Here is a 25,650-nt window from a genome sequence, read left to right on the forward strand (position 1 = left end):
AGGGGCAATATGTTAAATAATTCATCAGATAAAATCAAAAAGGAGTTTGAAAACTTACGTAATGAACTTTTAGATTTAACTTTAAGAAATCAGCTTCTTAATTTTAAAACCAGAGCCAGAACAATTACTATTTCAAATCAATCACCAATTAACATTTATCAGACATTAGTTTTGCAAAATAATAAAATGTATTTTGTAGCTAATAAAAAAGAGAAAAAAGAGGAAAAATCAGGATTTTCAATTTGGGATCATGCTCCATTTGATCTTTCAAGGTTCACTGATGGAGATAAAACATTATCTACAGATTTAACTCCTAATGAACTTCAAAAAAGATTGTTTTATATTAATAACCAAGCTAAAACAATGTTGCAGGAACAAGGTTATAATATTCTTTATTTGGCTGTCGGATTTTTAGAATGGAGAGATAATACCAAACCAAAACAGGTAAATCATGCTCCATTAGTTCTTATTCCAGTTGCAATGGAGCGTAAAAAAGTAGGTAAATCATTTAATTTAGAGTGGACAGGAGAAGATATTCAAACAAATATATCTATTAAAGCTAAATTAAAAGAAAACGGTATTGATTTTCCGGATTTTGAATTTAAAAAATATGGTGAAGCTATTGACCATTATTTAAGAGAAGTTAGGGATTCTGTTAGAGGAATGAATGAATGGAAAGTTAATACTAATATAGCTTTAGGTTTCTTTAGTTTTACCAAGTTTGTAATGTATAATGATTTAAATCCTGAAGCATGGGAAAATAATGTGGATTTAACTAAAAATGAGTTAATACAAGCTATATTTAATCCAAGTATTAATGATAAAGAGGCATTTAAGGAAGAAGACATTGATTCCCAATTAGAATACTCTAAAATGTATCAGGTTTTAGATGCTGATTCTTCACAGATTGCAGCTATTCAGGATGTTAAAGTCGGAAGAAATTTAGTTGTAGAAGGACCTCCTGGAACTGGTAAATCTCAGACAATTGTAAATTTAATAGCTGAGCTTCTTGCTGAAGGAAAATCTGTTTTATTTGTCAGTGAAAAAATGGCTGCTTTAGATGTAGTAAAAGACAGATTAACAGGTGTCGGATTAGGTAAGTTTATATTGGAATTGCATTCACATAAAACAAGGCGTAAAAAATTCTTGAAAGATTTGGAAAAGGCTACAACAGTAAGATCTCAGGAACCAATGAATATAGATCAGACTATAAGAAAGCTTGAAACATTAAGACAGCAGCTTGATGATTATGCAGAAATTATTCATAAACCATTGTATGAGGTTCAATTATCTGCATTTCAGTTATATGGTTTAAAAGAAGCAGCTGATGAGCATTTTTCAAGAAGTAACCGTATAATTCCATTAGTCAGGTTTTCTCATCCTGAAACTTTAACTTTAAAAGATTTGGATGACATAACTATATCTTTAGAAAACCTGGCTGAGTTATATCAGACAATTTCTAAGGAAAATCCATGGAGTAAATGTGCTCCAAAAAGTTTACTTCCTGCAGATTTAAGGGAAATCGAGCAATTAATTAATGATACATTACATGCTTTAGATGACTTTTTAGTTGAAAGGGGAAGAGTTTATGATATTTATGGTATCAAAAAACCAGAGACACTTAATGAATTTGAAAAGTCTCTTTCAGCATTTGATATAATCAGTTCTAAAAATTCTGAATTGATTGATGGTGACATATTAAAATCAGGAGCCTGGAATAATAACAATGATGATGCTTATAGGTTAATAAAAGAATTGGATAAATATCAAAAAGCAGCTAAATCATTAGACAAATTTAATTCAGGTATATTTTCTGCAGATATTGACAGACTGATTGGACAGGTTCAAGAAAGTGCTCATAAGAAATTATCCAGATTATTCGGTAATAAACCTCACATTGAGTTAGTTGAAAGATATTATCAAGGTCCAGTTCCTAAATCTCCAGAAGATGTTATATTTGATTTGGAACAGGCAAAACAGGTAATTCTTATTAAAAATCAATTGGATGCTAATAAATCATTAGCTCGTAAATATTATGGTGATTATTGGCATTTAGGTGCAAACATTAATGATTTAAAAGAAATAGCAAAATGGATGAATGAATTCGTAGCTTTAACCCGTGACGGAATCTTTTCACAAAACACTATTGATATTTTATCTAAAGATATGTTTAGTATAAATCCTAAAGAGGATTTGACTGAATACATTGAATCCGGAAATTTATTTGAAAGTGAACTTAAAAAATTAGAATCTAAATTAAACCCTAGAAGTAAACTGATTTTTAAAAGGGATACTGGAGATGTTGCTTTTGAAAAATGGCAGGAACAATTATATAACTGGAGAGGACAATTATCCAGTCTTCATTTATGGTCACAATATTTAAATACTAAAAATGCTTGTAAAGGAACAGATTCTGAACAGTTTATTGATTCAATTGAAAGAAGAGACATTAAAAAAGATGATGTTAAAGCACTGGTTCAGGGAAACTTTGCAGATTCATTATTAAATATTTTATTTGTTGAAAATCAGGAACTGGCTACATTTATTGGAGAATTACATGAAAATAGAATAAAAGAGTTTGAAGATTTAGATAAAAAAATATTATCCCTAAACCGTAAAAGAATTTTCCAAAAGTTAAATAATAATATTCCACAAATATTTGGAGCTACTGAAAATCCGGAAGCTAAAATATTAGCCGGAGAATTTACAAGAAAAAGTGGGCATCTGCCAGTTAGAAAATTATTGGAAAAAGCTGGAGGAATCATTAAAAGGATAAAACCATGTTTTATGATGAGTCCTTTATCTGTTGCACAATATCTTGACCCTACAAATGAAGAATTGCAATTTGATGTTGTTATTTTTGACGAAGCAAGTCAAGTTAAACCTGAAGATGCACTAGGTGCATTTATGAGAGGCAAAACTGCAGTTGTAATGGGAGATACTCAACAGTTACCTCCAACATCCTTCTTTGACCAAATGGCAACTGGTGAAAGTGAAGAAGAAGTAGCTACTTCCTTGGATATGGAGAGCATTTTACATTTATGTAAACTGTCATTTCCGGTTAAAATGCTTAAATGGCACTATAGAAGCCGTCATGAATCTTTAATTTCTGTTTCAAATAAAGAATTCTATAATAATGAATTATTGGTATATCCTTCTCCGTCTCATGATGATCCGGAACTGGGATTAAAATTCCATTATAATCCAAATACTGTGTATGACAGAGGTTTATCATCTGCAAATCATTTGGAAGCTCGTGATGTTGTAAAAGAAATTTTCAATCATTTTGATAAGTATGGGGATACTAAAAGCTTAGGTGTTGGAACATTTTCTGTTGCTCAAAAAAATGCAATTCTTGAAGAATTGGAAATTGAACGTAAAAACCGTCCGGAATTAGAGCCATTATTCTCAGAAAATAAAGATGAACGTTTCTTTGTTAAAAACCTTGAAACAATACAGGGTGATGAAAGAGATGTTATCTTAATCAGTGTAGGATATGGTCATGACCAAGCCGGAAAAATGTCTCTAAATTTCGGTCCATTAAATCAGGATGGTGGGGAAAGAAGGTTAAATGTATTAATTACCCGTGCAAGGGAAAAATGTGTAGTATTTTGCAATTTTAAAGCTTATGATATGCATTTAACAGCTAATCCACCATATGGTGTAAAAGCTCTAAAAGAATTCCTGTCATATGCTGAGAATTTGACTTTAGGAGCATCACAAATAACTCAACAGTCCAGTGAACCATTTGAAGATGCAATTGCCAGTTTTTTAGCTGAAAACGGTTATACAGTAGATAAACAAATTGGATGTGCAGGATTTAGAGTGGATTTGGCTATTGTTGATGATGAAAATCCCGGAAAGTATATTTTGGGAATTACAACTGACGGAAAAATGTATGCATCAAGTAAAGTAGCTAGAGATAGAGATAGGTTAAGAGAACAGGTTCTAAAAGGGCTTGGATGGAAACTTTATCATTTATGGTCTACAGATTGGTATAGAAATAGGGATTTGGGACGTAAAAGATTACTTGAAGCTGTTGAAATAGCTATTAAAGAAACACGTGAAGAGGAAAAACGCAAATCTGAAGAAGCTAAAAAACTGGCTGAAAAAAGGAAAAAAGAAGCTGAAAAATTAGCTGAAGAATTACGTCTTGCAAAACAAAAGGAGCTTGAAGAACAAAAAGAAAATGAAAAATCAACTTCTGATATTGGTGAGGATGAAAATATTGAAGTTATTCCTCCTGAAGAGGATTTGGAATTTAATGAAAATAAAAATGATTCTTCGGATGTTGAAGATGATGATTATTTATTTGAAGGAAATAGTACTGAATCTGAATCTGGAGAAGATGAAGTTTCTGATGTTGAGGTTATTCTTCCTGAGGAAGATGATGATTCTGAATTTGAGGAGAGTGTAGTTTCTGATGTTGGGGTTGTTTCTTCTGGGGAAGATGATGATTCTGAATTTGAGGAGAGTGTAGTTTCTGATGTTGGGGTTGTTTCTTCTGGGGAAGATGATGATTCTGAATTTGAGGAGAGTGTAGTTTCTGATGTTGGGGTTGTTTCTTCTGGGGAAGATGATGATTCTTTAAAATCTAAAAAAGAAGATTTCTCTGAAGTTAAAGAAGAAAGTTCTCAAGAGTCTATAAATGATGAAACTAAAGATATTAAAGATAAAAATAAATCTAAAAAATCTTTATCAAAAGGTTTTGGTATTAGTTCAATTTTCAAATCTAAAAAGAAAAATGCAGGTAAGAATACTGAAAAAATAAATGATATTAAATTTAGTAAAAATATTGAAAATGAAGATGAATTAGATCTTAAAAATGATAAAATTGATTCAAAACCTGAAGAAAAAGCAGAAAATGTAAAAGTTAATGCTAAAAATAGTGATAATGATAATATTAATTCTAAAGAGGACGAGTTAAAAGCTTCAGAACCTAAAGAAGATATTAATCGTGATAATGATGATATTGATTCTAAAGAGGACGAGTTAAAATCTAAAGAAGAGGTTAATGAATCTTTTGATGAAGAAGTAAATCCTATAGAATCAGATAATAAGAAATCTAAAAATAATTCTATTAAAAGTATTTTCTTTGATAATGAAAGATTGGAAAACAAAGAACATGGAACAATAGCTAGTGCGATTATTGGTAAATCTAAATTGGAAAAAGAGGAAATTGAAACTGTAGGTGGTGAAATAATGGAGAATGAAAATCCTAAGTTACATAGGCCAACTCCTAAGGATGAGTATGTTGTAGAACCTGAAATTATTGATGAAAATTCACAAGATGGTGAGAAATTATATGAAAATCTAAAATTTAAATCTAATGTAGATTTAGATGATGAAGATATTCATAATGTAGCTTCTGATATTGTAGCTAATGCTTTTGAAGAAGTAATTTCAGATATTAATAATGAAAAAGACATTGAAGTAAATATAATTGATAAAGATAATTATCAAGATTATGATGATGAAAATCAGTATACTCAACAGGATGATAATATTTCACAGGAAACATCAACTACATCTACATCTGTTAATCAAGATGATTATTATCAGGGAGTAAGTGGCATTACCAATCCTCTTAAAAAGAACAATATTTACCATAAAACAAATGATAATAAAAACAAATCTGTTAAAGATTCTCTTGTTGATTTAAAAAATGAAGTAAAATATATTAATAAATCATTAAAAGAAATTGAAAATCCAACACCTGCAGAATATGTAGCTGTAATTGACAGAACTGAAGAATATAATCCAGATGATTATATAACTCCTGAACATGATGAAGATGAGTATGTCTTTTCCAATGATGAAACAGAAGAATTAACTTTTGCTGAAGCTGAAGAAAAAAGATATGAACAGGAAAAATTGATGGAAGCACTTAAAAAAGAAATAGCTAGTGATGAAAATGTTATTATTCCGATTCATGAAGAGAAAAGAAGACAGCAAATGCAAGATCAAGCTTTGGAAGATATTATTCAAACAGCTAATGAAGATTATGTTGAAATTGAAAAGGAAAGATTTAAAAATAACAATACATTAAAAGCATTTGATGATAAAAAACTTCCGGGAAAAGTCAAACTTAAAGATGAAATTGCAGAGTATAAACAGGCTGAAGATATTGGTTTAACATCACAGGAGGATTTATTTAAAAAGTCCAGTGAAGAAGTAGCTAAGTCTATTGATAAAATTGTAAAAATAGAAGGTCCAGTTCATGTTAGTGAAGTTATTAAAAGAGTTAAAGACAGCTGTAATATTAAAAGAGCTGGTGCTAATTTGAAAAAAGCAGTTAATGGTGCTATTAGTGCATCTGAAGATGCGGGAAACATTATTAAAATTGGTGACTTTTTATATGATTCTGCAAGCAATGATGTATGCATCAGAAAAAGACATAAACCTAATATTGATTTAATTTCTGATGAGGAAATAGCTAAAAATATTGAAAGAATTTTAGTTCATAAACAATCAATCTCTGCAAAAACATTACCAAAAGAAGTTTCAAGGAATTTTGGATTTAAATCAACTTCCAAAAAGACAGCTAATAAAATTAACAGTGTTTTAGATTTAATGATAGCTGATAATAAAGTCAAGTTAGATAATGATACTCTTGAGTTAAAATAGTGTAAAATCATGTCAACAAAAGTTAAATCTCCGGAAAATTTACCTAAAAAACCGGGTGTTTATATAATGAGAGATGCCAATGATGAAATTATTTACATTGGCAAAGCTAAAAACCTTATTAACAGAGTCAGGTCTTATTTCAGAGAAAAACTGGACAGGCCCAAAACTCAAATTTTAATGAGTCATTTTGACAGTTTGGAATATATTGTAACTAATTCTGAAAAGGAAGCTCTTATATTAGAAGCTAATCTTATTAAAAAACATCGTCCAAGGTATAATATACAGCTTAAGGATGATAAAAGATATCCTTATGTTAAAATTACAACTGAGAAATATCCAAGGTTAATTATCACAAGAAACATTACAAAAAACGGAATATATTATGGTCCATTTACAGATGTAACTTCTGTTAAAAAGACAGTAAAATTCTTAAAATCATTATTTAAAATTAGAACTTGTCGAAATATGGATGGGCCTTGCTTAAATTCTCAGATTGATTTATGTTATGCTCCATGTTCGGGTGAAATTTCAAAAGAGGAGTATGATGAAATAATCAGTAAAATTGATTTGTTTTTTCAGGGAAAGTATTCTGTCATTGTTAAAAATCTTAAAAAAGAAATGGCGAAGGCAGCTGAAAATGAGCAGTTTGAAAAGGCAGCTGTTTTAAGAGATCAGATAACTTCCATTGAAGAAATTATGGAAAAGCAGTTTGTTGATTTGGTAGATGATGATTTGGATCAGGATGTAATAGCTATTGCTCCTAATGATAACGAAGTTGTAGTTATTATAATGCCTATCAGAAACGGTAAAATTGTTGGGCGTGATGACTTTTTAATGAGTGGATCACAATACGAATCAAATTCTGAAATATTATTTGCATTTATTCAGCAATATTATGGATTTAATCGCCATATTCCAAAACAGATTCTTTTAAATGAACCTATTGATGATGCTGAATTGCTTGAAGAATGGTTAGGTGACTTAAGAGGTAATAAAGTTTATATTAAAGTGCCTATGAAAGGTGTAAAGCTCAGACTTGTTAATATGGCTCAAAAAAATGCTGAAATTATCAAGCATCAGAAGAAAGCTATGGAAAATTCATTGATCGAACTTAAAAAGTATCTGAAGCTTGATAAACTTCCAAGAATTATTGAGGGTTATGATATAAGTAATATTTCAGGTAAATTTGCTGTTGGTTCAAAAGTTTCTTTTAAAAATGCGAAACCAAATAAAAAGAAATATAAACGTTTTAAAATTGAAACTCCGGGACCTAATGATTTTGCTATGATGAAAGAATTGTTAACACGTCGTTTAAAAATGATTGACACAGATGAAGAGCCTGATTTAATTGTTATTGATGGTGGTAAAGGTCAGTTAGGTATGGCTTGTGAGGTTTTAGATGAGCTTAATTTGGCCCACATTCCTATTATTGGGCTAGCTAAGGAATTTGAAGAAATTTATATTCCTAATTCTAAACGGCCAATTATTATTCCTAAAAATAATAAAGCTTTGCATTTGCTTCAGCAGGTTAGAGATGAATCTCACAGATTTGCAATCACATACCATAGAAAATTAAGAAGTGATAATATAAGTGAATCTTCATTAGATGATATTCCGGGCATTGGTAAAAAACGTAAGATTAATATTTTAAAGGAATTTGGAACTATTGACAATGTTAAAAATGCTTCTGTTGATGAATTAGCTAAAATAAAAGGTATGAATAAGAAAGCAGCTGCTAATGTTTATGATTATTATCATTAGTCATTCTTATTTGATTTTTTATAAAATTCTATTTTTTTTCAATTAGATTTAAATATGATGAATTTTAATAAGTTTTATACAGTAAAAACAATTTATTGGGAATTAGATACTATGGTTAAGTGTCCGAGATGTGGATATGAAAATAACGATATTTCAGTATATTGTGAAAATTGTACATATCCTATTAAAAATCCACAAACTGCTAATTCTGATAATAAATCAGACAATGGATGGAATATTAGCACAGGTAAAAAAATAGCTATTGTTTTAGGAATTGTGGTAATAGCATTATTATTATTTTCATTTATTTATAACTCAACTCAGCCGGATAATAAAAGTTCATTAAATGTTATTTCTGCTGATGAAAAAGTACAGGAAGGTTCCAATTATCCTTATCAGGCACATATAATGTATAATGGAACCTGGTCAGGTAAAGTAGGAGATCCAAATTATATTCGTGAAGTATCAGGTCATGGTGATGAATCATACAATTTAGATTGTGCACCATGGGATAAAGTAAATATTGTAATTGAAAAATCAGACGGCAGTTCTAATGAACTTAAAGTAGAACTTCTTAAAAATGGAAATGTAGTAGCTGAAAACTCAACTACTAGTTCAACAGGTAGTGTGGTTATTAATTATAATTATTAGTTGGAAACTTCATTAACTTTAGCTTCTAATAATTCAATAAGCTCTTCAGTTTTATATATCCTTATTTCTTCTTTATCTGGTTGGAATATTTTTATAAATGTAATTAAATCATGGCATAACTGATCATATTGGATATTGAAAGTATTGAAATTAGACAATAAGGCAATTACTTTTTCCTGGTTCAAATCACTATTTTCTTTTAATATTCTTTCAATATTTGCAAAATGTGTTTCAATCATTAGCTTGTCATTTTCTAAAGTGTCAATATATTCTTGAATTTTATTGTTATTAGTCATTTTAATCACTTATTTTAAAATATATTTAATTAAAATATATATAGCTTCAATTATAAAATTATTTATATTATTGTTGGGGCATAAAAAATGATTAAAGTTGACAATATTAGTAAAACATATGAATTAGATAACAAAGATAAAGTTATCGGAATTAAAAATATTAGTTTTGAAGTTAAAGAAGGAGAAATCCTTGGAATAATGGGAAGAAGCGGTTCTGGTAAAACTACTCTTTTAAGATTGCTTAGAGGAGTTGAAGAACTCGATGAAGGATGCATAACTGTTGGTGATGCAACTGTTCATGCTGGTGATTCTCAATTTTATTATAATCAACTTAAAAAAGAAACAGCTATTCATCTTCAAAGGTCATTCGGTATATGGCCGGAAACAGTTCGTGAAAATGTTTTAAGAAAATTATATGCTCGTAAATATTTTGATGAAGAAAGCACTGATTTTAATGTAGCTGAAAGTGAATTTGGTGATGAAGCAGATAAGATATTGGACATGGTTTCTTTAACTGATAAAGCTGATCATTATGCTGCCGTATTAAGTGGTGGTGAAAAACAAAGATTGATTATAGCTAGACAGCTTGCAAAACAGCCAAAAGTATTGCTTCTTGATGAACCTGCTACAATGGCATGCCCTAAAACAAAACAAGAAATTCTTGATGCTGTTAAAAAGATTAATGAAGAATTAAATATTACAGTTGTTGTTGTGTCTCATTTACCTGAAATTCAAAGATATTTGGCGGATAGAGTTATTTTACTTGAAAATGGTGAAATTAAAAAAGACGGCAATCCTGATGATATTATTGATGAGTTTTTAAGTAAAATGGAAGCCCCTGTAGATATTGAAAACATTTCAACTGATAAAACCGTTATTAAAGTAGAAAATATTTATAAAAGGTTCTATCTGTTCTCTGGAGGAGAGGTTTTACAGATTAAGGATGTAAACTTTGATGTCAAAAAGGAAAATATTGTAAGTCTTATTGGTCCTAGTGGAGCAGGTAAAACAGTTTTACTTAGAATGCTGGCTGATTTGGAATTGCCTGATAAAGGAAAGGTTGTTTATGAAGTAGATGGCGATTGGGTAGATATTTCAATGCCAAGTATGCAACGTATGGATGTAAGAAGAAAATTAGGTTTTATGTATCAGGAATTTGCCCTAAGTTATTATGCAACTGTTTTAAGTCAATTAGCTACTCGTTTAGGTTATAAAAATCAGAATGTTGTAAAACAGGCAAGAAAAAAAGCTGAAAAATTAGGATTAGGCGAAGAATTATTGGACTCACTTTATGCTTTAATTGATTTGCCTGAAAGTGAAGCAAGAGACCTTTTAGCTAAAATTGGTTTAATGCCAGATATTTTAGAAGATTTATTCCCCAAATTCCCGGAAACAGCTACTAAAGAAGCAGTAAAAGATATTTTTGAATTGCTTGATTTGCCTTTGGATATTTTATATAGAAAATCATATGAATTATCCGGTGGTCAGGAAGTTAGAGTAATGCTTGCTTTGATTTTAATTTCAAAACCTGAATTCCTACTTTTAGATGAACCGTTTGGTGATTTAGATCCAATTACTTTAAGGATTGTAGCCAACTCTCTTAAAAAAATATCTAAGGAATATAATATTACCATTATAATGATTTCACATAATACTGACTTTGTTAAGGAAGTAAGTAATAGAACTCTCCTTATGGAAGACGGCAAAATAGTAGATGATAGTGAAGATGTTGATAAGGCTGTTGACAACTTTATTAACTTATGTCATGCTGATTATTTAAAGGAGAATTAATTAAATGTTTGATATTATTGCAGTTCCTGTTGATGGGTCTGAATATGGATATGAGGCAGCTGACGTAGCTATTGAAATAGCTAAAAAATTTGGTTCCAAAATAGCTGCTATTCATGTTTTGGAAGAATTTTCTTTTAGCAGTTATGATGAATCAGAAGACAGCGGTGATGAAATTTTAGCAAAAGTTACTGAGAAAGCTAATGCTGAAGGAATAGAAACTGTTGAGCATTTATTAACTGCTGATGCTTTAAGAGACATGAAATTTATTATTAATCAGACCTGTGCTGATTTAGTTGTTATTCATGCATTTGGTTCAGATAACAAAAGATTTGTTTCTTTTGAAGAAAATGAAGTATCTCAAAATCAGATTGGTTCCGTTAGTGAAAGGCTTTTAAGAACTTCTGATGTTCCTGTTGTTTTAGTTAGATAAAAAGTTGTGTAAAAGAATTTAAATATTATAATAAACTTAATTATTCATAACATAAACTATTTTATTTTTTATAAAAAAAGGAGACTCTTAATTTATGATTGTAAAAGATTGGTGCTCATTCTGTGGAGAATGTGCAGGTGTTTGTCCGAGAAATTTAATACAAGTTAAAGAGTATAGCTTAGTATTTGATGAAAGTGAGTGTAGAGAATGTAGTACATGCGTTGATGCTTGTCCTATTAATGCTTTGGAGAAAGAAGATTAGGGAGATTATTCTATGATTGAAACTGATGTATTAGTAATTGGTGGAGGACCAGCAGGTTCTTCAGCAGCAAAACATGCAGCTCTTGGTGGAGCAAAAGTTATTTTAGTTGATAAAAGATCTGAAATAGGTGCTCCAAAAAGATGTGCTGAAGGTGTTTCTAAAAAAGGTCTTGCAAAACTTGGTATTGAACCAAGCCCACGCTGGATTACTAAAGAAATTGATGGAGTAAGACTTACTTCTCCTGACGGAACTGATGTATGGTTAACAGAAGAAGAAATTGAATTACCTGAAGCAGGTTACATTCTTGAAAGAAAAGTCTTTGATAAACATATGGCTATGGATGCTGCAAGAGCTGGAGCTGAAATCAGAATCAAAACTTTAGCTACTGGAATGGATAAAATTGAAGATGGTTTCATTGTTTCTACAGAATCTATGGGCAAAACTGAAGAAATTAAAGCTAAAATAGTAATTGCTGCAGATGGTCCTGAAGGTCATGTTGCAAGATGGGCTGGTCTTAAAGGTAGTGCAAAAGCTAAAGAAATGGAATCTGGAGTTCAATATGAAATGGTAAATGTTGAATTTGACAGGGAAGCAGTTATTGAATTCTATTTCGGTTCATGTGCACCTGGAGGATATGTATGGATTTTCCCTAAAGGTGATGACATAGCTAATGTAGGTTTAGCTATTCTCCAGCATAAAGCAACAAAACCAGCTATTGAATACTTAGATGATTTTATAGCTAAATGTCCGGCAACTAAAAATGCTCAGGCTGTTGAATTAAATGTTGGTGGAGACCCTGTTGGCGGAATGCCTAAAAAAATGTATGATGATAACATTTTGGTTTGTGGGGATGCAGCAGGTCAGGTAAACCCATTAACCGGTGGAGGAATCATCAGCGGTATGACTGGCGGAATGTATGCAGGTCAGGTAGCTGCTGAATCTATTAAAGAAGGTAATCATTCTAAAAAATTCCTTAAAAAATACGACAAAATAGCTCGTGATGATTTATCTCATGAAATTGACAAATATAAAAAAGTTCAGGAGTACATGTTAACTTTATCTGATGAAGAACTTGACAATATTGCTCATGCATTCCAGGATGTTAACTTTGAGAAAATTTCAACTACTGAACTTGTTAAAGCTTTAGTTAAAGTGTCTCCTAAAGCTTTATTGAAATTAGGTAAATTTATTTAAGGTGATTTTGTGATTCTAGTTACTGGTGGAGCAGGTTACATAGGTGCTCATACTAATAAAGCCCTAAATCAGGCAGGTTATGAAACTGTCGTTGTTGATAATCTTGTTAAAGGTTATGAAGACTTTGTTAAATGGGGACATTTTGAAAACTACGACTTTGGAAGTAAAGATTTAAGAGAAGTTTTTGAAAAGTATGATATTGATGGGGTCTTGCACTTTGGAGCATTTTCATCAGTAGCTGAATCCGTTGAATTACCTCAAAAATATTTTAAAAATAACTATAAAAATACAATTAATCTTTTACAAATAATGAGAGAATTTGGCGTTAATAAGTTTATTCTCTCATCTACTGCTGCAGTATATGGAAACCCTGAAAAGGTTCCTATTACAGAAGATCAGGAATTAAAACCAATTAATCCGTATGGTCATTCTAAATTCATAACTGAAAAGGCATTGGAACGTGAAGCTGCAAAAGGAGATTTTAATTATGTGGCTTTAAGATATTTCAATGCTGCAGGATGTGATTTTGATTGTGAAATTGGGGAATTACATGAACCGGAAACTCATTTAATTCCTTTAGTATTAGATGCAGCTATTGGAAGAAGAGATTCCATTTCTATTTTTGGAACTGATTATAATACTCCAGACGGAACATGTGTCCGTGATTATATTCATGTAAATGATTTGGCTAAAGCTCACATTGATGCTTATGAATATTTATGTAATGAAAACGAATCTAATGTATTTAATTTAGGTAATGGAAAAGGATTTTCTGTTAAAGAAGTAATTGACATGGTTAAAAAAGTAACTGGAAAAGATTTCCCGGTTAAATTAGATGAACGCCGTGAAGGAGATCCTGATATTTTAATAGCTGATGCAACAAAAATTAAAGATAAATTAGGTTGGACTCCACAGTACGATTTGGAAACTATTGTTGAATCTGCTTGGAACTGGCATAAAAAAATATATCAGGACTAGGTTATAGCTATGGAAAATGAAAATAGCGTAATTTCAAAAGTTGATGTACGTATAATTGTGTCCGGATTGGATATTGCTGAAGTTGTATCTAAATCTGTAGATAATACTCAGCTTGAAAATGATTATAATATAATTGTTTCTTCAATTATTCCTACAAATAATTTTGAAATAGCAAAAAAAGTAGCTGCTGGTGGAGATATTATTCTCATTGGAGGTTATGGCCAGGATGAGAATTACAATTTACTTTTCAATGATTTAAAAACTGATTTTAATCATGTTGGATTATTTGATTATAATAACATTATTAAAAATGAAACTGTTGACTCAAATTTAGCAGCTAATGAAATATTGAATTCAATTATACGTGCAGCTTTATCTTATTCTTTAAATTTAGTTAATGTACATACTTTAGAAAATAAATTATTAAATTTAACTCATAAATACAATAGCTTACTTGATGATTACAATAAACTTATTGAAGATTATGATGATGTATCTTTAAAAAATAAGGAATTGCAGGAAACTATTGATAATTTAAAATCTGATTTTACTTCTTTCAAGTCCCGTTATGAGGATATTTACTCAAAGGAATTTCTTGAAATTTACAATTTAAATGATTTATGGCAGGAAGTCTTTAGAGAAAATCTTGCAGATGCAGATAAAGTTACAATAGCTACAAATAAGTTTAAACCGGAAAATATTATTGTTGGTCAGGGTTATATTGGTGCTCAGTCAAGACAGGATGCAATAGACTGGCTGAAAATTATTAAAACAGCTTTAATCTTTGTTGGAAATGATGAAGAGGATTTAAAAAAAGATTTAAATAAAACTTCAGAAGTTGAAGATGATTATGATATCTCAAATAATTTTGAAAATTTTTGGGATTAAATCACTATAATTTTATACTACTAAAAAGAAAATTTATAATTAATATTATATGATATATGGGAGATTGTCAATGCAAGGGGAAATGCAAGATAAATGTGGTGTTGTGGGAATACATTCTGTAGATGATTCTAAGGATGTTTCTTCTTTGGTTTATTATTGTTTATATGCTCTTCAGCATAGGGGTCAGGAATCTGCAGGAATGGCTACTTTTAGTCCAGATAAGGGATTAAATTATTACTGTGGTATGGGTTTAGTGACTGATGTTTTTAAGGATTATGAAATTAATAATCTTCAGGGAAACATGGCTATTGGTCATGTAAGGTATTCAACTACAGGCGAATCCAAACTTGAAAATTCACAACCTTTTGTAACTGATTTTGATGATGGGTTTATAGCTATGGCTCATAATGGAGATATTGTAAATTCTGCTGAATTAAGAGATGAGCTTATTCGTGAAGGTTATGAGTTTAAATCAGGTACAGATTCTGAAGTAATCTGTTATATGTTAAGAAAGGAACATTATGCTAATGGTAAAAGTATTATAGAATCCATTGAAGCAGTTTCTAAAAAATTAGTAGGATCATATGCATTAACTATACTTGTTAATGGTGAGTTATATGGGGTTCGAGGTCCTGCTGGAATAAAACCTTTAGCAATAGCTAAAAGAGGGGATGATTTTATTATAGCTTCTGAAACTGTTGCTTTTGATGTAATTAATGCTGAATTCATAAGGGATGTAAAACCTGGAGAAATTATATATTTTGAAAATAATGAAATTCGCAGTTCCATGCTGGAATTGGCTGATTCAACTCCTCTTGCTCATTGCATGTTTGAATATGTTTACTTTGCAAGACCTGACAGTACAATTGATAATGTTAATGTATATCAGACACGATTAAACATTGGAAAACAGTTATATGAACAGTTTCCGATTGATGCTGATGTAGTTATTCCTGTACCTGATTCTTCAATTCCTGCAGCTATCGGGTATTCAAGAGCTTCTGGAATTACTTATGGTGAAGGTTTAATTAAAAACAGGTATGTTGGAAGGACTTTTATCATGCCTACTCAGGAAGAACGTGAACTGGCTGTCAGACTTAAATTAAATCCAATTAAAGAAGCTATTAAAGGTAAAAAAATAGTTTTAATTGATGACAGTATTGTTCGAGGAACAACTTCCAAATCTTTAATTGATTTTGTAAAGGAATCAGAACCTGCTGAAATACACTTTTTGGTAGGCTGTCCTCCGGTTATAGCTCCGTGTTATTATGGTGTAGCTATGGCAAGTAAAAAAGAATTAATTGCAGCTAATTATTCTGTTGAAGAGATAAGGCAACAGTTAGATATTGATACTTTAGGATATATCAGTTTGGAATCACTGGTAAAAGCTATTGGAATGCCTAAAGAAGATTTATGTTTAGGCTGTTTAAATGAATGTTATCCGACAGAGCTTCCTGATGATATTGAAGCTGAAACATATTATAAACCTTAAGATATTATGGTTGAATTGTTATCTCCTGCAGGAAATTTTATTTCTCTTAGGGCAGTTTTAGAAAATGGGGCGGATGCCACTTATTTTGGTCTTGATGACTTTAATATGAGGGCAAATGCTAAAAATTTTTCTTTAAATGATTTATCTGAAGTTTCTAAAATAGCTAAAGAATATTCAGCCAAAACTTATTTGTGCAGCAATGTTGTTTTAAATGAAGATAGAGCTATGGAATTGAAAAATAACCTGGAGGAAATTGCAGCATCTGAAATTGATGGGATTATTTTATCAGATATAGGATTAATAGAAGATGTTGTTGGTAACGGACTTGAAGCACATATAAGTGTTCAGGAAAATATTTCCAATTCTTTCATCTTAAAAACACTTAAGAGGTTAGGTGCTAAAAGAGCTATTTTATCAAGGGAGCTTAGTTTGGAAGATATTAAAAAGACAGTTAAAAATTCTCCAATTGAAACAGAAGTTTTTATACATGGTGCAATGTGCATGGCAATATCTGGCAGATGTTTTTTAAGTTCAGGATTATATGGCCGTAGTGCAAACTGTGGTGACTGTCTGCAGCCATGCCGTAAAAACTGGACGATGACCTTTGAAGAGGATAATAATGACAGTGTAATAAACCTCTCTGAAGTTAATGACGAGTCATTTGTAATATCCAAATCATATGACGACAGCTACAGAACGAACTTCTTTTCACCAAAGGATATGATGATGATAGAACATATTCCGGAGCTAATTGAAGTGGGAATTGATTCATTTAAAATAGAGGGAAGAGCCAGAAGTCCTGATTATGGTGCAATGGTAACTGATGTTTACAGGCAGGCTATTGATAAGTATTATGAATGTCCTAAAGAGTACAAAATAAATCCTCAATGGATTGAAGAGCTTAAAAGTGTATTTAACCGTGGTTTTGACACCGGATTTTACTTCAACACTCCTTTTGAAACAAGTGAAAATAACCAGTCAAAATTCATTAAAAAAGATATTGGTCAGGTTGTTAATTATTTTAACAAAGTAAAAGTCGCAGAACTTAAAATATGGGATGATTTAGCTATTGGAGATGAAATTTTAATACAGGGAAAAACTACAGGTTCCATAAAACATAAAATTGATTCAATGCAAATCAATGGTGAAAATGTTGAAAATGTTGAAAAAGGTAATAATGTGGGAGTAGCTATTCCAACAAAAGTAAGGGAGCATGATTTTGTTTATAAACTAGTTAAAAGGTAATATTTATGAATAAACGGCATTTGGCAGATAGTTTAAGTTTGTCCAGGATAATTTTCGGAATTTTATTTGCTTATGGTGTTTTTTATTTAAACAGCAATCTGTTCGTTATACTGGTTATTTACTTTTTAGCTGTTTTAAGTGATGTTTCAGATGGCAGAATAGCTCGCAGATACAAAATAGATAATAAAAATAAGGGAGCAAAAGTAGATGTTTTATCAGATTTTGCATTTATTATATTAAGCTCTTTTGCATTATGTTATGCAAATTTACTGCCATTTTGGTTTTTAATTGTAATAACCTTGAAATTAATAGAGTTTTTCAAAACAAGCTCTGAAGGCTTGGAATATGAAAAATTTGGAACTTTAGTAGCTTTAATGTTTTATGCTCTTCCATGTGTAATTGTTTTATTAAACTTCTTTAAAGTTTCTGTAACTGTAAATTTAATGTTATGCATATTTATTACAGCATGTGCAATTATATCATCAGGTCTAAGAATAATACATAAAAGGAGAAATTAAATTGATTAAAAAGATAGCTATTTATGGAAAAGGCGGAATTGGAAAAAGTACAACAGTAGCTAATTTATCTGCAGTTTATGCAAATAATGATTTGAACTGTCTGGTTATAGGATGTGATCCAAAAGCTGATACAACACGTACATTATGTGGCAGAAGAATCCCGACAGTTGTAGACACACTTAAAAATAACAGAAAACCTGCTGAAGAGGATATTGTTGTAAAAGGTTACAATGATATTTTATGTGTTGAAAGCGGAGGTCCTGAACCCGGTGTTGGCTGTGCAGGACGTGGTGTAATAGTAGCCATGAAAAGACTTGAAAACTTAGGGGTTTTTGATAAGGATTTGGATGTAGTCATTTATGATGTACTTGGAGATGTTGTTTGCGGAGGTTTTTCAGTACCTTTACGTGAAAAGTACGCTGATGAAGTAATAATTGTAACTTCCGGAGAATATATGTCTTTATATGCGGCCAATAATATTGTTAAAGGAATTAAAAAACTTAAAGGAAATTTAAGCGGAATAATCTGCAACTGCAGAAATGTTGACCATGAAAAAGAAATTGTCAGTGAATTTGCATCAAAGATAGGCACTCGTATTATTGGAACTATCAATAGAAGTAATTTAATTCAGGAAAGTGAATTAGATGCAAAAACCGTTGTAGAAAAACACCCTGAATCTAAGGAAGCTAATGAATATGATGTCTTAGCTACAAATATTATGGAGAATAAAGTTTTCACAACACCGGAACCTATGGATGATGAGGATTTTGAAAAATTTTTCAAATCATTTTTAGAATAATTTTATAATATCTCTTTTACTTTTTTAAAGCCAAATACTATTATTTTTAACAATATATAAATATTTAAATGCATATACATTTGTTTGTATAAGAAGATTGTTTTTATGATGTTTTGTTATTCATGTTTTTTTACGATATTTGTTTCTACATTTTTTTAAAGGAATAATTATATTGAGAAATAATATTTTTTTATTATTTTGGGAGGTAGAAAATGCTTAAAAGTAAAATTTTAATAATTTCAACTATGATTTTATTCATACTATCTATTTCGGCAGTTAATGCAGAAAATGTAACTTCCAGTATGGTTAATGACACAGTAAATGATGAGTTTCACATAACTGATGGGAAAAATTTAAATGCCACTTCTAATGTGTTATATGATGGAAAAGATGGAAGCGTTTTAGAAAATAAAAACAGTAATAATGCTTTTTTTAAGTATGATGGGAATAATACTGTTGTATCTAAAGAAAAGCCTAAAATGAATGTAATTGCTGAGGATAGTATAATCTTTGGTGAAAATTTAACTGTTAAAGTTGAATTACCTAAGGATGCTAATCCTAGTTGGGTGCTGATGTCTGTTGGTGAAATTTATTATTATGTTAAAATTGACGATGAAGGCGTATCATTATGGAATATGACTGATTTAGAAGCAGGTATTCAATATATTAAAATTGGATATCGGGGCAATAATAAATATGAATCAGTTGAAGTTTTTCATACTGTAAATGTTATTAAAGCTAATCCAAATCTTAATGTATTTATTAAAGATGTTAACTATGGTGAAAATTTAACTATTTATGCTACTTTAAAAGGTGTAAATAATACTAATTTAACCGGTAATGTAATTGTAACAATTAATAATAAAAATTACTATGTAGTGGTTATTAACGGTAAGGGAAATGTTTCTGCTGATAAGCTGCCTGTGGGATTGTATAATTTCAGTGCTACCTGGGCTGGAAATGATAACTATAATGGAACTGATATTTCTGGCGGTTTTAAAGTTAATAAAATAGATCCTGCACTTGTTGTTGATGTTAAAGATATTAAAGTTGGGGAAAACGCAACTATTAGTGTTAATTTAGATAGTGATGCTACAGGCAATGTAACTATTACGCTTGATAATCAGAACTATACAGTAGCTATTAATGAAGGTCAGGCAATTAAAGTAATAGGCGGACTTAAAGTAGGTGATTATAATGTAGCTGTTAAATATGGTGGTGATAACAATTATAATGCAGTAAATGTTAATGCAACTTTTACAGTATCTATAATGGTTCCTGCAATGGATGTAATTGTTAATAATATTACATTTGGCCAAAATTTAACTGTTGATGTTATTTTACCTAAAGAAGCTAGTGGTAATGTAACTATTACTATTGATAATAAAGATTACATTTCTGTTGTTAAAAATGGTAAAGCCAGCCAAGTTATTTCTAATTTATCTTCTGATAATTATACACTTTTAGTTAAATATGGGGGCAATAAAGAATATGCTAGTGTTAATTCTACTAAAAACATTAATGTAGCTAAAGCATCACCAAAGTTTGAGGTAGCTATTAAAAATGTTGATTATGGTGAAAATTTAATTATTGAGGTTATATTAAATGGTGCAAATAATGATAAATTAACAGGCATGGTAGATGTGACGATTAATAATAAAAATTACACTGTGGGAGTTGTTAATGGTAGAGGCATAGCTATTGGTGATAAATTACCTGCGGGAGTTTATAATTTTAGTGCTGCTTGGAGCGGAAATGATAATTATAATGGAACGAATACTTCAGGTAGTTTTAAAGTTAATAAAATAGCTCCTAGAATAGATGTACTTGTTAATGATATTGTTTTTGGCCAAAATGCAATTGTTAATATTGTTTTGCCTGAGGATGTTAATGATAATGTCATTTTTTCTGTTGATGATGTTGAAAAAACTCTTGCTATTGTAAATGGTAAAGCTAATTATGCTGTTAAAGATTTAGATTCTGGCAATCATATGATTATGGTTAAATATGAAGGTAGTGATAAATACACTTCAGTTAATGCAACTAAAAATATTAAAGTAGCTAAAGCAAATGCCTCTTTAAATGTCATTGTTAATGATGTTGATTATGGTAATGTATATGTTATTGACACTGTTTTAACTGGTGTTAATAATGCTAAATTAACTGAAAACATATTTGTCACTATTAATAATAAAAATTACACTGTAGAAGTTGTTAATGGTAAAGGTACTCTTTTAGGAGATAAATTAGGAGCAGGTGTTTATAATTTTAGCGCTATTTGGGATGGAAATGATAATTACAATTTAACTGCTGATTCTGGCAAGTTTAAGATTAATAAAATAAATTCAACAGTTAGTGTTGGTGCTGACGATATTAGAGTTGGTGAAAATGTAACTGTCACAGTTTCTTTAGCTAGTGATACTACTGGAAATGTAACCATTAGTGTTGATAATCAAGTTTATAATGTAGCTATTGAAAATGGCAGTGTAGTTAAAACGATATCTGATTTTAAAGCGGGTATTTATGATGTATTTGTTAAATATATAGGTGATGACAATTATAATAGTGCTCAAAACACAACTAAATTTACTGTATTAAAAATATCTGATTATAATATGGATGTTGCTGTTCCTGAAGCTAAAGATGGAGTAAATTCTACTGTTGTTGTAGATTTGCCTGAAGATGCAACTGGAACCGTCACTGTTGAAATTGACGGTGAAAATTACACTGCAAATGTAACTAAGGGAACTGCAAAAGTAAATATTCCTGGATTGGGTGTTGGAGAGTATAATATCACTACAACTTACTCTGGTGATGCTAAATATGATTTGATGACTAAAAAAGGAAACATAACAGTTGTCCCTAATTTTAATTTAAGTGCTGATGATGTTGCAATGTTTTATCATGATGGAACTCCTTTAGTTGCTAAATTAACAGATTCTCAAGGTAAACCAATAGTTAATGCTACTATATACTTCAATATTAATGGTGTGGACTATGCTAAATCTACTGATGCTAATGGTACTGCATCTATGGGACTTAATTTAGAATCTGGTATATATCCAGTAACTGTAACTTATAATGGATCTGATATATGCAGCAAAATCTCCAAAAATATCACTGTAACTATTAATCCAAGTATCATAGCTAAAAATTTAGTTAAAATGTATCAGAACGCTACAAGATTTTACACTAAATTTACTGACAGCACAGGAAAAGCACTAGCTAACACTACTGTTAAATTTAACATCCATGGAGTATTCTACACTAAAACAACTAATAAAGATGGTGTAACTGATTTAGGTATTATGTTAAGACCTGGAACTTACATTTTAACTGCTTACAACCCTGTAACCGGTGAAGAAAAAGGATTTAACATAACAGTAAAATCATTAATTGCGGCTCATGATATAACTAAATATTATATGAATGCATCTGCTTTTCAAGCAACTATCTATGATAAAAACGGATCCTTAGCAGTAGGTAAAAATGTAACATTTAACATCAATGGTGTATTTTACACTAAAACAACTGATTCAAATGGTGTTGCAAGCTTAGGAATAGCTTTAAGACCAGGAAACTATACCATTACAACAATGTATGATGCTTTGGATGTAGGTAATAATGTAACTGTTATTTCGACTTTAGTAACTAAAGATTTAGATATGAAATATTTAGATGGCAGCAATTTCACTGCTTTAACTTTAGATGGTCAAGGTAAACCATTAGCTAATCAAAATGTATCATTTAATGTAAATGGTGTCTTATATCACAAAGTTACTAATAAAGATGGTATTGCAAGCTTAGGAATCAGATTAATGAGTGGAAAATACATTATTACATCTTACTGGAATGACTTCCAAACAGGAAACACAATAATTATAAGAGATTTTAATTAATCTCTTCTTTCAACTTTAAATTTTTTACATTATCACTTTAAAATGTCTTTTATTTCTAAATACAAACTTTTAAAAGATTTTTTTAAAATTTTTTCAAGTTTATATGTCTAAAAACTTTTCAAGCTTTTTTTATAAAATCATTAAATATAAAAAATAAAAAAAATAAATTATAATATGATTAACTAATTAGGGGACACATATTTGTTAGATATAAAATTATTCAGAGAAAATCCGGAATTAATTTTTGATTCTGAGAAAAAAAGATTTAGAGGAACAGAAACTGCTGAAAAAGTTATTGAATATGATACTTTATGGAGAGAAGGGGAAAAAAGATTAAACTTTTTACGTTCTGAAAAAAACAGATTATCTAAATCATTTAAAAAAGCTAAAGAAGAAGGTAATTTAGAAGAAGTCATTGCCCAATCTAAGGAAGTATCTAATGAAATTAAAGAATTAGGGCCTAAAATTGAGGAATATAAAAAATCACGTGATGATTACAGATATAAAGTAGGAAATATTATTGATGAAGATGTGCCGATTTCCGATACTGAAGATGATAATGAAATTGTAAAGAAATACGGTGAAATTCCTGAATTTGATTTTGAACCGTTGAATCATGTAGATTTAATTGAAAAAATTGACGGTGCAGACATGAAAACAGCAGCTCAAATAGCTGGTGCAAGGTTTTATTATTTAAAGCAGGATATTTTACATCTTAATTTAGCTTTGATTCAATTTGCTCTAAATGAATTGGAATCTAAAGGTTATATTCCTCTTCAGACTCCTTTTTTCGTTAAAGGTGAAGTAGCTGCAGAAACTTCTGAATTAGGTGAATTTGAAGAAACTTTATATAAAGTAGCTGATGAAGATTTATATTTGATAGCTACTGCAGAACAGACTTTAGCTGCACTTCACAGAGATGAAATCATTGCTCCTGAAGATTTGCCTATTCAGTATTGTGCTCTTTCAACCTGTTTTAGAAAAGAAGCAGGATCTCACGGTAAAGATACTTTAGGAATATTCAGAGTTCATCAGTTTGAAAAAATTGAACAGTTTATTTACACAACTCCGGAAGAGTCCAAAAATGCTCATAAAAAGTTGCTTGAAGTAACTGAAGAAATATATCAGAAATTAGGCCTACATTATCAGGTAGTAGCTATTGTGTCCTCAGCACTTAATGATAATGCAGCTATCAAATATGATCTTGAGGCATGGTTCCCCGGTTCCAAAGCTTACAGAGAATTAGTTTCATGTACTAACTGTAAGGATTATCAGGCAAGAAAAACCAAAACACGTTTTGGAAAAGCAGGTTCCGGAGATGCACAGACTCTACATACTTTAAACAGTACTGCAATAGCTACTGAAAGGACTATCTGCTGTTTACTTGAAAATTATCAGCAGGAAGATGGAAGTGTTAAAGTTCCTGATGTTTTAGTTCCTTATATGGGTGGAAGAACTGTAATTAATGCAGTTAAATAAACCCTCTTTTTTTAATTAATTTTTTTCTTCATAGCAATAAATTCTTCATCAGTTAATAATCCTTTATCATACATTTCAATTAGTTTTTCAAGATTAACAGTTGATTTTGAAGATTCATTTATTTTAGAACTGTTAATTTCCCGGTTTATTAGTTCATTTAAAAATTTTTGTACTTTTAATAATATTTCTGGACGGTATTTGTGAATTAATCTGGAATCATGGGTAACTGCAATGTCAAGAAGTGATGAGGTGATTATTTCATTAATTTCATCACTGTAAAGTTCACATTTAAAGGTTTCTCCTGAATCTAATACAAAGTAGTTATCATCGCTAAATAGGGATATATTTTTCCATTTTAGAATAAATTTAGTGTTATTTTCTCTGGATACGGCAATATCAATATCCCCATATTTTTTTGAAATATTGATGGTTGTATAACAGTATTTCGCATCCTGTGTTTTAATTTTCTCAGTTTTTACTTCAGTTTTTACACCTGAAGAAGCTGCATATCCTAAAAGTCCGAAACCAAATGTTGCCAGTGCTTTTGTACCTCCTCCGTGTTTATCTGTTGTAATCGGTGTTTTAATAGTTTGGTATTCAGCAGCACTAATCTGTTTTTTGTTTTTAAAGGTTAATCCTTTTGTATTAAATAATTCTTCTATTTGAGGTTTTATTTTATTTAAAGCAGCATTTTCAATATCTTTAAAATTTTCTTTTGTTTCATTTAATATTTTTTCAAAATATGGGATGATATTTTCATTAGGATTACGTATTGCATATTCAATTAGTAAATACAGTATATGGGATTCTTCATCATATGAAATGTTAAAATGGTCTTTTATAAGAATTTTTCTAAAGTTTGTACTGTAATGTGTGGATAATGGAATAAGAATCTGGTTTATATAAAGTAATTGGAAGTTTTCATAAGATAAGTCTCCGAAATAATTCTCTTTTGGTTTTGGAATTTCATTTCCACAATTTTGACAGATACTTGAATCATCATGATATTTTTTACCGCAGGAAGTGCAAAATCTTAAAACATTTGAATCATAAGCCACATCATCAACTATTTTTTTAATTAATGATGTTCCTTTTGGTTGATTTGTGTCATATCCACAAAAACGACAGTATTTCCATTCATTCAATATCTGTTTTTTACAGTTAGGACATTTAATTAAGGTTACTAATGGAAGTATGTCATTTTCATTGTTTTTTTCAATTTTATTTCCACAATTCATACAAAAATTGTCGCTTTCTTCAATTGATGTTCCGCAGTTATTACATTTAACCATATTACCACACACTATGTGATTTTTTAATTTTTTAATTTAATATATTTT

17 protein-coding genes are annotated in these 25,650 nt (G+C 30.2%); 15 read left to right on the plus strand and 2 right to left on the minus strand.

Going from position 1 to position 25,650, the window contains the following annotated elements; genetic code table 11:
- Window positions 1-9: 9 nt before the first annotated feature.
- The 3 genes from K4897_RS00005 to K4897_RS00015 are packed head-to-tail and all read left to right on the plus strand — an operon-like array spanning window position 10 to window position 9,039.
- Window positions 10-6,627, plus strand: coding sequence for a DUF3320 domain-containing protein (locus K4897_RS00005; protein ID WP_250416122.1), 6,618 nt, complete (start codon window positions 10-12; stop codon window positions 6,625-6,627).
- 9 nt (window positions 6,628-6,636) lie between these two features.
- Window positions 6,637-8,388, plus strand: coding sequence for an excinuclease ABC subunit UvrC (gene uvrC, locus K4897_RS00010; protein WP_019267084.1), 1,752 nt, complete (start codon window positions 6,637-6,639; stop codon window positions 8,386-8,388).
- A 57-nt stretch (window positions 8,389-8,445) separates the two neighbouring features.
- Window positions 8,446-9,039 carry a zinc-ribbon domain-containing protein gene (locus tag K4897_RS00015; RefSeq protein WP_019265493.1) on the plus strand — a complete coding sequence of 198 codons (594 nt, stop codon included), beginning with the start codon at window positions 8,446-8,448 and terminating at the stop codon, window positions 9,037-9,039.
- On the opposite strand, the gene K4897_RS00020 is transcribed toward K4897_RS00015, so the two are convergent.
- Complete coding sequence (locus K4897_RS00020; protein ID WP_019267085.1) at window positions 9,036-9,335, minus strand: hypothetical protein; 300 nt, start codon at window positions 9,333-9,335, stop codon at window positions 9,036-9,038. The genes K4897_RS00015 and K4897_RS00020 overlap by 4 nt on opposite strands.
- 87 nt (window positions 9,336-9,422) lie before the next feature.
- On the opposite strand from K4897_RS00020, the gene K4897_RS00025 reads away from it, so the two are divergent.
- The 12 genes from K4897_RS00025 (at window position 9,423) to serS (ending at window position 24,310) form a co-directional block, all read left to right on the plus strand.
- A complete protein-coding gene (locus K4897_RS00025; protein ID WP_019267086.1) occupies window positions 9,423-11,126 on the plus strand; it encodes an ATP-binding cassette domain-containing protein in 1,704 nt (567 codons plus the stop codon).
- A gap of 4 nt (window positions 11,127-11,130) precedes the next feature.
- On the plus strand, window positions 11,131-11,556 hold the full coding sequence (locus tag K4897_RS00030) for a universal stress protein (RefSeq protein ID WP_019267087.1): 426 nt from the start codon (window positions 11,131-11,133) through the stop codon (window positions 11,554-11,556).
- A 94-nt stretch (window positions 11,557-11,650) separates the two neighbouring features.
- Window positions 11,651-11,818 (plus strand): 4Fe-4S binding protein, encoded by a 168-nt coding sequence (locus K4897_RS00035; protein ID WP_004033656.1) that lies wholly within the window; start codon window positions 11,651-11,653, stop codon window positions 11,816-11,818.
- A 12-nt stretch (window positions 11,819-11,830) separates the two neighbouring features.
- Window positions 11,831-13,012, plus strand: a complete 1,182-nt coding sequence (locus tag K4897_RS00040; RefSeq protein ID WP_019265497.1) for an NAD(P)/FAD-dependent oxidoreductase — start codon at window positions 11,831-11,833, stop codon at window positions 13,010-13,012.
- Between the two features lie 9 nt (window positions 13,013-13,021).
- Window positions 13,022-13,990 carry a UDP-glucose 4-epimerase GalE gene (gene galE / locus K4897_RS00045; RefSeq protein ID WP_019268242.1) on the plus strand — a complete coding sequence of 323 codons (969 nt, stop codon included), beginning with the start codon at window positions 13,022-13,024 and terminating at the stop codon, window positions 13,988-13,990.
- A 9-nt stretch (window positions 13,991-13,999) separates the two neighbouring features.
- Entirely contained in the window at window positions 14,000-14,878 is an 879-nt protein-coding gene (locus K4897_RS00050; protein WP_094516537.1) for a hypothetical protein, read from the plus strand.
- A gap of 49 nt (window positions 14,879-14,927) precedes the next feature.
- A complete protein-coding gene (gene purF / locus K4897_RS00055) occupies window positions 14,928-16,370 on the plus strand; it encodes an amidophosphoribosyltransferase (RefSeq protein WP_019265501.1) in 1,443 nt (480 codons plus the stop codon).
- Between the two features lie 6 nt (window positions 16,371-16,376).
- On the plus strand, window positions 16,377-17,615 hold the full coding sequence (locus K4897_RS00060; protein WP_250416123.1) for a peptidase U32 family protein: 1,239 nt from the start codon (window positions 16,377-16,379) through the stop codon (window positions 17,613-17,615).
- Window positions 17,616-17,620: 5 nt separating this feature from the next.
- Window positions 17,621-18,133, plus strand: a complete 513-nt coding sequence (locus K4897_RS00065) for a CDP-alcohol phosphatidyltransferase family protein (RefSeq protein ID WP_019267092.1) — start codon at window positions 17,621-17,623, stop codon at window positions 18,131-18,133.
- 1 nt (window position 18,134) lies between these two features.
- On the plus strand, window positions 18,135-18,932 hold the full coding sequence (gene cfbC / locus K4897_RS00070) for a Ni-sirohydrochlorin a,c-diamide reductive cyclase ATP-dependent reductase subunit (protein ID WP_019267093.1): 798 nt from the start codon (window positions 18,135-18,137) through the stop codon (window positions 18,930-18,932).
- A gap of 212 nt (window positions 18,933-19,144) precedes the next feature.
- A complete protein-coding gene (locus K4897_RS00075) occupies window positions 19,145-22,831 on the plus strand; it encodes an Ig-like domain-containing protein (protein ID WP_250416125.1) in 3,687 nt (1,228 codons plus the stop codon).
- A gap of 201 nt (window positions 22,832-23,032) precedes the next feature.
- The gene (serS, locus tag K4897_RS00080) at window positions 23,033-24,310 is read left to right on the plus strand and encodes a serine--tRNA ligase (protein WP_250416127.1); all 1,278 of its coding nucleotides are present in this window, start codon (window positions 23,033-23,035) and stop codon (window positions 24,308-24,310) included.
- Between the two features lie 11 nt (window positions 24,311-24,321).
- On the opposite strand, the gene K4897_RS00085 is transcribed toward serS, so the two are convergent.
- The gene (locus K4897_RS00085) at window positions 24,322-25,602 is read right to left on the minus strand and encodes a zinc-ribbon domain-containing protein (protein WP_250416128.1); all 1,281 of its coding nucleotides are present in this window, start codon (window positions 25,600-25,602) and stop codon (window positions 24,322-24,324) included.
- Window positions 25,603-25,650 lie beyond the last annotated feature (48 nt).

Source organism: Methanobrevibacter sp. TLL-48-HuF1 (genome assembly GCF_023617305.1).
Taxonomy (GTDB): Archaea; Methanobacteriota; Methanobacteria; order Methanobacteriales; family Methanobacteriaceae; genus Methanocatella; species Methanocatella intestini.